This is a genomic window from Paraburkholderia phytofirmans (genome assembly GCF_046028095.1).
Taxonomy (GTDB): domain Bacteria; phylum Pseudomonadota; class Gammaproteobacteria; order Burkholderiales; family Burkholderiaceae; genus Paraburkholderia; species Paraburkholderia phytofirmans_A.
Window position 1 is genome coordinate 56,340 of the sequence record NZ_JAQQDJ010000017.1, and the last position, 13,150, is coordinate 69,489.

At 64.8% G+C, this 13,150-nt stretch carries 9 protein-coding genes; 5 read left to right on the forward strand and 4 right to left on the reverse strand.

Features of this window, described 5'->3' with window-relative positions:
* The first annotated feature begins 103 nt into the window (after nt 1-103).
* From PQR54_RS33965 to PQR54_RS33980, 4 genes are all read left to right on the forward strand, one after another.
* Nucleotides 104-1,102 (forward strand): Ldh family oxidoreductase, encoded by a 999-nt coding sequence (locus PQR54_RS33965; protein WP_408253347.1) that lies wholly within the window; start codon nt 104-106, stop codon nt 1,100-1,102.
* Between the two features lie 255 nt (nt 1,103-1,357).
* Nucleotides 1,358-4,282 carry a molybdopterin-dependent oxidoreductase gene (locus PQR54_RS33970; RefSeq protein WP_408253349.1) on the forward strand — a complete coding sequence of 975 codons (2,925 nt, stop codon included), beginning with the start codon at nt 1,358-1,360 and terminating at the stop codon, nt 4,280-4,282.
* A 27-nt stretch (nt 4,283-4,309) separates the two neighbouring features.
* Entirely contained in the window at nt 4,310-5,053 is a 744-nt protein-coding gene (locus PQR54_RS33975) for a 4Fe-4S dicluster domain-containing protein (RefSeq protein ID WP_408253351.1), read from the forward strand.
* 19 nt (nt 5,054-5,072) lie between these two features.
* Entirely contained in the window at nt 5,073-6,023 is a 951-nt protein-coding gene (locus PQR54_RS33980) for a dimethyl sulfoxide reductase anchor subunit family protein (RefSeq protein ID WP_408253353.1), read from the forward strand.
* 157 nt (nt 6,024-6,180) lie between these two features.
* On the opposite strand, the gene PQR54_RS33985 is transcribed toward PQR54_RS33980, so the two are convergent.
* Together PQR54_RS33985 and PQR54_RS33990 are read right to left on the reverse strand one after the other, a co-directional pair.
* Nucleotides 6,181-8,757: an adenosylcobalamin-dependent ribonucleoside-diphosphate reductase gene (locus PQR54_RS33985; protein WP_408253356.1), complete on the reverse strand. Its 2,577-nt coding sequence runs from the start codon at nt 8,755-8,757 to the stop codon at nt 6,181-6,183.
* A gap of 273 nt (nt 8,758-9,030) precedes the next feature.
* Entirely contained in the window at nt 9,031-9,312 is a 282-nt protein-coding gene (locus PQR54_RS33990; protein WP_106311561.1) for a DUF3331 domain-containing protein, read from the reverse strand.
* A gap of 372 nt (nt 9,313-9,684) precedes the next feature.
* Between PQR54_RS33990 and PQR54_RS33995 the strand changes: the two genes are divergently transcribed.
* A complete protein-coding gene (locus PQR54_RS33995) occupies nt 9,685-10,767 on the forward strand; it encodes an AI-2E family transporter (protein ID WP_408253358.1) in 1,083 nt (360 codons plus the stop codon).
* Nucleotides 10,768-10,880: 113 nt separating this feature from the next.
* Here the strand turns inward: PQR54_RS33995 and PQR54_RS34000 are convergent, their stop codons facing one another.
* Together PQR54_RS34000 and PQR54_RS34005 are read right to left on the reverse strand one after the other, a co-directional pair.
* Nucleotides 10,881-11,771, reverse strand: a complete 891-nt coding sequence (locus tag PQR54_RS34000) for an alpha/beta hydrolase (protein ID WP_408253360.1) — start codon at nt 11,769-11,771, stop codon at nt 10,881-10,883.
* Between the two features lie 175 nt (nt 11,772-11,946).
* On the reverse strand, nt 11,947-13,056 hold the full coding sequence (locus PQR54_RS34005) for an OpgC domain-containing protein (RefSeq protein WP_408253362.1): 1,110 nt from the start codon (nt 13,054-13,056) through the stop codon (nt 11,947-11,949).
* Between the last annotated feature and the right edge of the window lie 94 nt (nt 13,057-13,150).

Below are 13,150 nucleotides of genomic sequence, written 5' to 3' on the forward strand. Positions count from 1 at the left end.
TCTCACACTCGTCGCCGAACGCGCGGCGGCGTTACCAGCCGAACGGCTCGCCGCGGTGCCCGACCCGTGCCGAACACCAACAACACAACTTGAGGAATCCCCGATGGCCCGACTGTCCCCCGATGCGCTCACCACGCTTGCCGTCGATTCGCTGTGCCGCGCGGGCGCATTGCCGGCCACCGCCGAGTCCACGGCTCGCGCGCTGGTCTATGCCGACCTGCGCGGATTGTCGTCGCACGGCGTATCGCGTCTGCCGATGTATTGCGCGCAGTTGCGCAACGGCCGCGTCGATCCCGCCGCGCAAGCTGCGATCGTGGCGGATCGCGGCGCGGCGGTGCTGATCGACGGCGCGGACGGTTTGGCCTATCCCGCGTGCGACCTCGCGGTCGCGACGCTAGCCGAGCGCGCGAAGCAATTCGGCAGCGCGGTCGCGGGCGTGAAGCGCAGCCACCACTTCGGCGTGGGCGCTGCCCATCTGGCCGCGCTCGGCGCGGCAGGCATGGTCGCGCTCGCGTTCAGCAATTCGCCGGCGGCGATGCCCGCGTGGGGCGGCCGCCGCGCGCTGTTCGGGACCAACCCGATCGCCGCCGTGTTCCCGCGCCGCAAGGGCGAGCCGCTCGTGATCGACCTCGCGCTGTCGCAGATCGCGCGCGGCAAGATCGCGCTGGCCGCGCGCGACGGCAAGCCGATTCCCGAGGGCTGGGCGACCGCCCGCGACGGTCAGCCGACCACCGACGCCCGTGCGGCCCTCGACGGCATGATGCTGCCGTTCGGCGGTGCCAAAGGCGCGATGCTGGCGCTGGTCGTCGAGTTGCTGGCGGCGGCCCTGACGGGCGCGAACTTCGGCTACGAAGCCGGCTCGTTCCTGACCGAAGAGGGCGAGCGCTCGCGCATCGGCCATCTGTTCTGGGCGATCGATCCAGGCGCGCTGGCTGGTCACGACACGTACCTGTCGCGCGTGGAAACCCTGATCGACATGATGCTGATGGACGACGATGTACGCTTGCCCGGCGATCGAAGAGAGCGTCTCGCGGACACGGCGCAGAAAGACGGCGTGGAGATTCCGGACGCTTTGATCGCACAACTCGAAGGCCGCGCTTAGCCAAGGCCAAGGTCTAGCTGGGTGCCGCACGACCACGCCACACGCCGGTCGTCCGGCGAGCCGCCGCATGTCGGGATGCGGCAGCGCATGCCGACACGCAGCCGACTCGCCATTGAAAGCCAAACATAAACTATCGGCGCGGCGGATAGTTTCTCTCGAAAATGGCGATTTCCCTTGTGGGGCGACGGCGCATAGGATGGGCGGTATTGCATCACCACCGCTTCGGCGCAGCCGGAGCAGCGAGGGAGATCCCGCATGGAACACCACGCCCGCACACAGAACGAACGGCTCGACATCAAAACGACTACCTGCTACATGTGCGCCTGCCGTTGCGGCATTCGTGTGCATCTGCGCGAAGGCGAGGTGCGCTACATCGACGGCAATCCGGAGCATCCGCTCAACCAGGGCGTGATCTGCGCGAAGGGCGCTTCCGGCATCATGAAGCAGTACTCGCCCGCGCGCCTCACTCAACCGTTGATGCGCAAGCCGGGCGCCGAGCGCGGCAGCGCGCAGTTCGAGCCGGTGTCGTGGGAACACGCGTTCGAGGTGCTCGAAAAGCGTCTCGGCCACATTCGCGCCACCGACCCGAAAAAATTCGCGCTCTTCACCGGACGCGACCAGATGCAGGCGCTGACCGGACTCTTCGCCAAACAGTTCGGTACGCCTAATTACGCGGCGCATGGCGGCTTCTGCTCGTCGAACATGGCGGCGGGCATGATCTATACGATCGGCGGCTCGTTCTGGGAATTCGGCGGGCCGGACCTCGATAACGCCAAGCTCTTCTTCATGATCGGCACGGCGGAAGACCATCATTCGAATCCGCTCAAGATCGCCATTTCGAAGTTCAAGCGCGCGGGCGGCCGCTTCATCGCGATCAATCCGATCCGCACCGGCTACGCGGCGATCGCCGACGAGTGGGTGCCGATCAAGCCCGGCACCGATGGCGCGCTGTTCATGGCGTTCCTGCACGAACTGATTGCCGCCGACGCGTGGGATCACGAATTCGTGCGCCGCTACACCAACGCGGCGGAGCTCGTCTCGCTCGACGAAGCCAGCGAAAACTTCGGCCTGTTCGTGCGCGATCCCGAGCGGCCGGTCGGCAATCCGCTGTTTCCGCAGAATCATCTCTGGTGGGATGCAAAAGCCGCACGCGCCGTGCCGCATCACGCGGCCGGCGTCAATCCCGCGCTCGACGGCCGCTATACGCTCGACGACGGCACGCCGGTCACGCCGTCGTTCGCCTTGCTGCGCGAACGCGTGGCCGATTGCACGCCCGAGTGGGCCGCCGGCATCACCGGCATTTCAGCCGACACGATTCGCCGCCTCGCCGGTGAAATGATCCAGACGAGCCGCGCTCATCGCATCACCTTGCCGATCCGCTGGACCGACGCATGGGGCGAGACGCACGAAACGGTCACCGGCAACCCGGTCGCTTTCCACGCCATGCGTGGCCTCGCGGCGCACTCCAACGGCTTCCAGTCGATCCGCGCGCTAGCCGTGCTGATGTCGCTGCTCGGCACGATCGACACGCCCGGCGGCTTTCGTCATAAATCGCCGTTTCCGCGCGCCGTGCCGCCGTCGGCGAAACCGCCTAACAGTCCCGACGCCGTCAAGCCGAACACGCCGCTCGCCACCGGTCCGCTCGGCTGGCCCGCCGCGCCCGAGGACCTGTTCCTCGACGATCAGGGTGGACCGGTGCGCATCGACAAGGCCTTCTCGTGGGAATATCCGCTGGCCGTGCATGGCCTGATGCACAGCGTGATTACCAACGCGTGGCGCGGCGATCCGTATCCCATCGACACGCTGATGATTTTCATGGCCAACATGGCGTGGAATTCGTCGATGAATACGATGAAAGTGCGCGAGATGCTGGTCGACAAGCAGGCCAACGGCGAGTACAAGATTCCGTTTCTGGTGGTGTGCGACGCGTTCCAGTCGGAGATGACTGCGTTCGCCGATCTGATCCTGCCCGACACGACGTATCTGGAACGGCACGACGCGATGTCCATGCTCGACCGGCCGATCTCCGAATTCGACGGTCCGGTAGATTCGGTGCGCGTACCGGTCGTGCCGCCTACCGGTGAATGCAAGCCGTTCCAGGAAGTGCTGATCGAGCTTGCGTCGCGTCTGAAGTTTCCTGCCTTCACGACCGCCGAGGGCGCAAGGCGTTATCGCGACTATCCCGACTTCGTCGTCAATTTCACGACGTCGCCCGAGTCCGGCGTGGGCTTTCTGATCGGCTGGCGCGGCAAGGACGGCGACAAGGCGCTGGTGGGCGAACCCAATCCGAACCAGTGGGAACAATACGCGAAGAACAATTGCGTGTTCCACTACCCGTTGCCCGAGACGCTGCAGTACATGCGCAACTGCAACGGGCCGTATCTCGAGTGGGCGGTCAAGCACGGTTTTCGCAAGTTCAGCGAGCCGATTCTGATCCAGCTTTATTCCGACGTGATGCAGAAGTTCAGGCTCGCCGCGCAGGGCCGCACGAGCGGCAGGCAGCCGCCGGACCACTTGCGCGCGCGGGTAGAAAAGTACTTCGATCCGCTGCCGTTCTGGTATGCGCCGCTCGAAAGCGCGGCGACCGACCTCGACAAGTTTCCGCTCGCCGCGGTGACCCAGCGGCCGATGGCGATGTACCACTCGTGGGACTCGCAGAACGCATGGCTGCGGCAGATTCACGGCGAGAACTATCTGTACATGAATCCGTTGATGGCGGCCGAAAACGGTATCGCCGATGGCGCGTGGATCTACGCCGAATCGCAGTGGGGTCGCGTGCGCTGCATGGCGCGCTTCAGCGAGACCGTCGAGCCGGGCACCGTATGGACGTGGAACGCGATCGGCAAGGCGTCGGGCGCATGGAGCCTCGGCCCGGGCGCGAACGAATCGCAACGTGGCTTCCTGCTCAACCACCTCATCACCGACGAGTTGCCCAACCGCGCCGACGATGTAGCGCGAAGCATGTCGAATTCCGATCCGGTGACGGGCCAGGCCGCGTGGTACGACGTGCGCGTGCGCATCTATCCGGCGGAGGCGGACGCGCGGCACACGCTGCCGCAGTTCGCGCCGATGCCCGCGGTGCCGGGCGAGAACGGCGTTATCTCACGGATCGTGCAGACCTACTTCGCGGGGCGAGGGGAGTTCGCGGCGCGGCTGCGCGGCGCGACGGGGCGCAAATAACATCGGGACAGCCGCAAGGAGCCTTTGATGACACAGATGGCATTGGTGATCGACCTGAACGTGTGCGTGGGGTGCCATGCTTGCGTGACGAGTTGCAAGGAGTGGAACACGTCGGGCGAATCGGGCAGTCTCGCCGATATGAATCCGTACGACGCGGATCCGTCCGGCACCTTCTTCAACCGGGTGCAGAGCTTTGAAGCCGGCAGTTTTCCCAACGCCGAGACGATCCATTTTCCCAAGTCGTGCCTGCACTGCGAGGATCCGCCGTGCGTGCCGGTCTGTCCGACCGGTGCGAGCTATAAGCGCAAGGAAGACGGACTCGTGCTGGTGGACTTCGACCGCTGTATCGGCTGCAAGTATTGCGCGTGGGCGTGTCCGTACGGCGCGCGCGAACTCGACGAAAGCCGCAAGGAGATGACCAAGTGCACGCTGTGCGTCGACCGGATCAACGATGAAAACCTGTCCGAGCGCGATCGGCAGCCGGCTTGTGTGCTCGCTTGCCCGACTTCGGCGCGGCTGTTCGGCGATATTCACGATCCGCAGTCGGTGGTGTCGAAGGCGATCGAGGAGCGCGGCGGCTATCAGTTGATGCCCGAGTGGAATACGCGGCCGGCGAATCACTATTTGCCGCGCGTGCCCACCGAGGCCGCGGGTTGTGGCAGCGGTTCGTGCTCGTGCAAATCGTCGGGCTCGGTGCAGGAACCGGAATCGCTCGATGCGCAATTCGAGCGCGGCGAGTTGCATCTTGCGTCGATGGCGACGCGCATCTAACGACTGATAGGACCTCACGATGAATCCCGCATTCTCCGTGGTTTTTCTGACCACTTTGAGCGGCGCGGCCCAAGGCCTGCTGATCGCGCTCGTCGGCGTGGAAACGGCCGCGCATCTGGGACTGCTCGCGTCGCCCTCCGGTGCGTTCTATATCGCCGGCGCGGGTGTGTCGGTGGTGTTAGGCGGGCTCGGACTGATCGCGTCGTTCTTCCATCTCGGCCATCCCGAACGCGCATGGCGCGCGATCGCCATGTGGCGCACGTCGTGGTTGTCGCGTGAGTGTCTGTGCCTGCCGGCGTTTCTCGCCTGCGCGTTTTTCTATGGCGTCGCGCATTGGTTCGGCTCGCCGTGGTCGCTCGCGATCGGCTGGCTCGGCGTGCTGGCGAGCGCGGTGCTGTTCGTCTGCACGGCGATGATCTACGCGTGCCTGCGCTTTCTGCAGGAGTGGGCCACGCCGCTCACGCTGGTGAACTTCACGCTGCTCGGCTGCGCGTCAGGCTTCACACTGGCGACGGCTTTGAGCGCGTGGTTCGCGCCCGAGTGGACCGTTGGACTCGCTGTTTGCGCATGCGTGCTGACGCTCGCCGGCTGCGCGAGCCGCTCGGCGTCGCTCATGCGCAATGCGCGCTTGCGGCCGAAGTCGACGGTGCAGAGCGCCACCGGCATTCACAATCCGAAGCTGGTGCAGGTGTCGCGCGGCTTTACCGCTGGTGCGTTCAATCTGCGCGAGTTCTTTCACGGCAAATCGGCGGGGACGCTGCGCAATGTCAAATGGGGGTTTCTCGCGACAGCGTTTGTTGTGCCGGTTTTGTTGATGGCGTTAGGGGCGAGCTTGCATTCGATTGGCGTTTCGCTCGGCTTGCTGGCTGCGGCGTGTCTCGTGCAGTACGCGGGGTTGGTGGCGGAGCGCTGGTTTTTCTTTGCTGAAGCGAAGCATCCGCAGAATCTTTATTACGCGAGGGTGGGTTAGAACGTTAGGGCCCGGTCGTGCCGCGTATGCGATTTACTCAATTGGCAGCGTGCGCGGGACGAGAGTCGGTTGATGACGGCGCGCTTGGCGATCTCAGTTGGCGCAAAAAAAGCGGCCGCGAAGAATAGCGGCCGCGACTTTTTTCACGCAGAACAATCTACCCGCACGCCCCCACCTCACCACACGCGGTGCAAAAGTCACACCCATCCTTGCGAATCACCGCATTCGCCCCGCACGACCCGCACTTGCGCCCGAGCATCGTATGCAAGCCTTGCGCGCCGCCGGGTTGCGTCAACGCGAGAGCGTCGGCATCAGTCTCAACGGGATGCGGACGAATGCCGAAATCCGCCGGTAACGCCGTCTCAGCCCGCATCTGTCCGCGCGGCAAACGCGCCAGCATGCGCGAGGGCACCTGATTGCCTTCGGCATCGAGAAAGCCGCGCCGATGCAGAATCTGCTGGATCGCGAAGGCGAGGGCGGCCACTTCCGAATCGTGCCAGCGTGGCGCGCGATGTCCGTCGAGACGCTGCACCTCACCGAGCCGCACTTGCCCCCGATCCCACGAAACCTTGCGCATGTCCTGCAGATTGCGCGCGACAAAACCGCCGCGCGCCGCCAGCGACAGCGAACGCATCGTCGCCGTGATCCATTGCTGCGATTCGTCGCGCTGACCCGTCGGAATGAAGAACTCGATAGGCCGTTCGATGGTGACGTCTTCACCACCCAGCCGCCCCGTGACCTCGATGAACGACACCGCCACGTAAAGCGACTTCTTGCCCAACTGCGTCAGATATTCGACCTTCTCGATGATCGCGGGCAACTCGCCCCTGGGCCGATGATCGATCGCGATACGCAGCGGATCGAGGTCGCTCTCGGTCAGCGTGTCGTCGGCTTGCGGCGGGCTCACGCTGAGCACCGCGCCGAGCGTTTCGTTCGGACGATAGGTGGCGAGACCCTTGAGGCCGTTTTTCCAAGCATCGAAGTAAAGGCTTTCGAACGCTTCGAACGGGTAGTCGGCGGGTACGTTCACCGTCTTCGAGATCGACGTGTCCACGTACGGCTGCACGGCCGCCATCATGTCGAGATGGTCGCGTGCCGACATCTCCAGTGCGCTGACGAAATAGTCCGGCAGCTTGTTCGTGTCGCCGCCAAGCTCGCGATAGAGCCGATACGCGTAGTCTTCGACATCGAAGGATTCGCGGCCGCCGTCGGCCATCACCTTCATGCGCGTGTAGGTCCACGAGAAGGCCGGCTCGATGCCGTTCGACGCGTTGTCCGCGAAGGCGAGGCTCACGGTGCCGGTCGGCGCGATGGAGAGCAGATGGCTGTTGCGAATGCCGTCGCGGCGGATGGCCTCTTTGATGTCTTCGGGCAAGCGCGAAGCGAACGTGCCGGCTTCCAGATAACGCGCGGCGTCGAAAAGCGGAAACGCGCCGCGCTCGCGCGCCAGGTCTACGGATGCGCGATACGCCTCGTCGCGCATCAGTCGCGCGATGCGCACGGCAAAGTCGCGGCCTTCCTGCGAGTTGTAGCGCAAGCCGAGCATGACGAGCGTGTCGCCGAGGCCGGTGAAGCCCACGCCGATGCGCCGCTTGGCGCGCGACTCGTCGTATTGCTGCTGCAGCGGCCACAGCGTGACGTCGAGCACGTTGTCGAGAAAGCGCACCTGCGTGCGCGTGCGTTTGGCAAGGCCGTCCCAATCGAATGAAGGCTTGCGGCCTTCCATCTGCGCGAACGGATCGATCACGAAACGCGTGAGGTTCAGCGGTCCGAGGTTGCAGCAGCCATACGCCGGCAGCGGTTGCTCGCCGCACGGATTGGTGGCGCGGATGGTTTCCACGGCGCGCAGATTGTTGTCCTCGTTCATGCGCGAGATGAATACGATGCCGGGTTCCGCGACGTCGTAAGTGGAGCGCATGATGCGATCCCAGATCGCGCGCGCCGGACGTTCGCTGTACACCCACAGGCCGTCTTCGCGTTGCCGCACGTCGTCGGCAGCGCGTTGGGCCGGCGAGGGCTCGGCGCGATGCACGAGTTGCCACGGTTGATCTTCTTCGACGGCGCGCATGAATTCATCGGTCACGCCGACCGAGACGTTGAAGTTGTTCCAGCGGCCTTTCGAATGCTTGGCTTCGATGAACTCCAGCAAATCGGGATGATTGCAGTCGAGCACGGCCATCTGCGCGCCGCGCCGCGAACCGGCGCTTTCGACCGTGCGGCATGACGCGTCGAACACGTCCATATAACTGCACGGACCGGACGCCGACGAACTGGTGGTGTGAACGCGCGCGCCTTTGGGACGGATCGCCGAGAAGTTATAGCCGACTCCGCCGCCGCGGCGCATGGTTTCGGCTGCTTGCAACAGCGCGACGTAAATACCGGGCAGGCCTTGTTCGTCGACGCCCTGAATCGCGTCGCCCACGGGCTGCACGAAGCAGTTGATCAGTGTGGCCGCAATGCCGGTGCCCGCCGCGCTCATGATGCGGCCGGCGCCGAGCGCGCCGTGCCGCAGGTTGTCGACGAAGAGCGCCTCGACCGATTCGCGCAGCGCCTGCGGTTCAGCCTCGGCGACGCCGCGCGCGACGCGCTTGAACACATCGTCGGCGGATTGCTCGTCGCCTTTCGCGTACTTTTCGAGCAGGACGTCGAGAGAAAATTGTTGCGGTGCGACGAGTGGTGCGGGAGGCGCGGAGGGCGCTATTGGCGTGCGGGTTTCCGGCGTGTCTTCGGCCATGGTATGCCCTCAATCGGCGCCGCAAGGGGCGCGGCGCGGTGGGTGGAGTGCGGGTCACGATAACGCTGTGCGTGGAACAGGCAGGTGACTTGACGCAACGTCGTCCACCTTAACGCACGTGGCGAGGGGCCGCAATCAGAGGGTGTTTTACCCACGGTGTGAAGCGGGTCACGCGATGCGCGTGCCGCTATGTGGGTTGGCGCGCCGGGCAGAGCGAGCGCGTCAGGCGCGTTGGCCAGGACGTGCGCGCGACGCCGGCAGGGAGATTGAGGCTCAGGCCTCGACGCACTCCAGCAGTTCAGCGCAGATCATGGCCGAAGCATTCAAAGGCGCCGGCCGCTCGGCCGGTTTGAACACCGCGTCGCCGCGGCGAATCTTGCGGCGCGACACTGCACATGTTCCCGAGGTATGTGCCGACCTGCGCCGCCACCGCTGCTCGCCGTAATGACATTTTCCCGGCTCGACCCAGCGAATCACGAGCGTCGTGTCCGAGCGCTCGAGAATTTCGATGCGGACGCCATTGGTACCGTCAAGGGGGATGGACTCTAAGGTCATCGTCGTCGGCTCCGTATTGTGTGGTGTGCCGAATGTAGTCCCGCGCGCGCCGGATAGCCATTGTGTCGCAGTTGAAACACTGTTCTTCAAACAGCAACAATGAAACTTGACATTCGCGCTATCCCGAAAAGACGGGCCTTCGCGGGCCATTGTTATGCTGAATTTACGATAGGACGGATTTTTGCAACGCAGTGTTGTACGTAGTGAGACAAGCGTACCGCCTGCAAGAGGCGACGGTGCTTCCTTTAAGATGTGGTTATTGATGAGCGACCGTGCCGCGCCAGTGTAGCGGTTTTGCATTTTTCCGGTCGGCTCGCGCGCACATCGAAGGAAGTCCCATGAGGGCGCCTTCACAAAACCATAAGAGCTCACATGAATTCACGCCCGCCTGTCGCACCGCCTGAATCGCCTGAAGCGCCGCACTGCCTGAAGAAGCAGAGAGCGGCCTCGCTCGTGCTGTACATCGGCCTGGTGTTGCTGGCGTTGTGGGTCGCGCGCGACTTCATCGCGGTGGTGGCATGGGCCGCCGTGCTTGCGATCGCGCTATGGCCGCTGTTGCGCAGGGTCGAGGGCAACCGCTGGTTCACCGGGCGCACGACGCTGATCGCGGCCGTGTTGACGCTGGCGATCGCGTTGCTGGTCGTGCTGCCGGTGGGCATCGGCATTGCCCAGGCGCTTCGCGAAGCGCACGACATGAGCGACTGGTTCAAAGACGCGCAGGAAAACGGCATTCCGTTGCCGGATTTCATCCAGCATCTGCCGTTCGGCGTGCAGCAGATTTCCGCGTGGTGGCAGGCCAATCTCGCTCAGCCGCTGCGCGGATCGGCGGCCATGAAAGGCTTGCACAGCCCGACGGTGATGACGCTCGGCCGGCACTTCGGCGCCCGCGCGGCGCATGCCGTAGCGGTGTTCGGTTTCATGCTGATCACGCTGTTCGTGATTTTTCAGGCGGGGCCGCGCCTGTCGGGCTCGCTGCTCAAAGGCATGCGGCGTGGCTTCGGCGAAGACGGCGCGCAGCTTCTGCTACGCATGGCCACGGCGGTGCGCGGCACGGTGTCGGGACTGGTCGTGGTCGGCCTCGGCGAGGGCGCGTTGTTGGGCGTCGCCTATTTCGTGACGGGCTTGCCGCATGTCGCGCTGCTCGCGCTCGTCACCGCGATCGCCGCGATGCTGCCGTTCTGCGCGCCGCTCACGTTCGGTCTCGCGGCCTTGTGGCTGGTCTCGCAGGGCTCGGTGGCGGCGGGCGTCGGCCTCGCCGTGTTCGGATCCGTCGTGGTGTTCATCGCCGAGCACTTCGTGCGGCCGGTGCTGATCGGCAACTCGACGCGTTTGCCGTTCCTGCTCGTGCTGTTCGGTATTCTTGGCGGCGCGGAAACGTTCGGCCTGCTCGGCATCTTCATCGGCCCCGCACTGATGACCGTGCTGATGGTGTTGTGGACCGACCTCGTGCGATAGTTGCACGGGTTTTCAAACTGGCTTCAGGCAGTACTGCTGAATCGCTCAGGGCCGACCTCGTGGAATAGTTGCACGGGTTTTCAGACCCGCTTCAGGCAGTGTTGCTGAATCGCTCAGGGCCGCTGGTTTGACGGATGGTCCTGCGGCGGCGGCTGCTGCGGTTGCGACTTCACGCAACCGAGCGTGTATTTGAGCGCGGCGGGCAGCAGCGCGCTCCAGACGTCCCACGTGTGGCCGCCGTCGATGATGCGCAGCGCCGCCGGATTGCCCGCCAGCCGCAGGTGCGTGTACAGCGTCGATGCATCGGCCTGGATCGCGAGGTCGTCGTCGCCGGCGGCGATGAACATCGGCAGGCGGTAGGGCCGGCTCATGTAGCGATCCCACTGCGCCGGGTAGTTGAGTTCGTGCCAGATACGCGCGTCGAATTCGCGCTCGCCGAACACGCCGACGCGGCGCGCAGCCGACGCGCGCGGCGGCTCGTTCGGATAGATCGCGGGGCTCAGCAGCAGCGCGCCGCAAAAGCGCTCGGGTTGCGTCATCGCATAACGCAGCGCGCCGAAGCCGCCCATCGAGACGCCGCCGATCATGCGCGCGCCGCGTTGCGTCGAGACCGCGTAGCGCGTTTCGATCTCGGGCAGCAGATCGTCGAAGAACGCGGTCTCCATCTTTTCCTTGCGATCGACGTACCAGTCCGTGCCGCCTTGCGGCATCACGATCACGACGGGCGGCATGTCCTTGTGGTCGATCAACGCGTCGGCCACGCCCTGCAGATGGCCTTGTGTGATCCAGTCGTTGGCGTCGCCGTTATTGCCGTGCAGGAGATACAGCACGGGCAGGCGGCTGCCGTTATGGCGATAGCCGGTCGGCAGATAGATCGTGTAGGCCCAGTCGCGGCCGAGGGCGTCGGAATGGAAGCTGCGGCTGATCACGGTGCTGGCGAGCACCGGCGCGCTGATCGAGGCCGCGCAAAGCGCAACGAGGGCTGAACGTAGGAATAGACGCATGTCAGAGTAGGAGGCCGCCGCACAGGTTGCGCGCGGCCGTCATGCTATCAGGATCGGCGGAGCATTTTGACCGCTAACAAGTTCAGCGGACGGCGGTATGGAGCGTGATTGAATAGCAGAAAATAGCTGTGGCCACCACGCGGTGAGCCCACACCCATACGCGTGCATGCCCCGCTCACGGCGACGTGCGCAACCACCCGCCATACAACCGGCCGGCCAGACGCTTGAGCGGCTCCACGCCCAGCGCCACCGCGAACAGCGCGCCGATCGCGATGGCATCCGCGAGCAGTCCGAGCGGATAGTTCAGATAACCGTCCGTCGCCGCGTACAGCACGGAGTCGACCACCAGCGAGATCACCGCGCCGGCGATAAAGCACAGCAACCCCTTGCGCCCAATCACGCCGACCCACGGCACCCATTGCGCGAGCTTTCTTGCCCAGCCGAGCTGAATCAGATTCGCGACCAGCCACGCGATGGCGAGGAAATTGACAGCCCGCAGGTACGAGAGGTTTTGCTTGAGGCTGGCATCGAGCGGTTCGTGTTCGATGAACAGCTTGTAGTAAGCGGCCGCCGCGACCACGGCGAACGCCAGCAGGCTAACGAGCCAGCTCAGACGGTGCGCGCTCACGCGCTGATAAACCGGCTGGCAACGGGCCAGCACGCCGAGCACGAACAGCAACTGCCAGGCGAACGGATTGAAATCCCAGTGCATGTCCGGCGCGGCGGGCAGGTAGGCGACGATGGCCGGCGCGCCGGCCCACAGCGCAACGCTGCCGGCCAGCAGCAGCCACGGCTTGCTGCGCGCGAGCGGCAGGATCATCGGCACCAGCAGCGCGAAGAACGCGTACATGGGCAGCACCGAAGCCAGATACGGCTGGCGGCGGAACAGCAGGATGTCGCCGAGCGCCGCGAGCGGGGTGTCCATCAGATCGTCGAGATCGGTGGTGGCGAGGTTCGGCCCGTCGATGCTGAATGCGCTGAGCACGGCGCTGACCAGCAGCATCAGCGCGGCGGTGACGAGGAACGCGCGATAGATTTCCAGCGAGCGCCGCAGGAAGCGGCTGCGCGCGATCGTCTCGTTGCGCCGTTCGGCCAGCGCGGCGTAGGCCGTGGCGGTCGCAAAGCCGCCGAGGAACACGAACACCTCGGCGGCGTCGCATAGCGCGTAGGCGTGCAGCGTGACGCGCGACAGAATGCTGCCGCCGATGTGGTCGACGACGATGATCAGAAGGACCAGCCCCCGAAAAAAATCGAGTTCGATCAGGCGGGATTGCGACTTTTGCATTGTGTTCGCCAAAAGCAAACCCCGTGCGACGGCGCGCTGGTTCAGCGCGGCAGGCGTCTCACAAGGCTTTTAGAAATTGGATTTGGGATGCTGC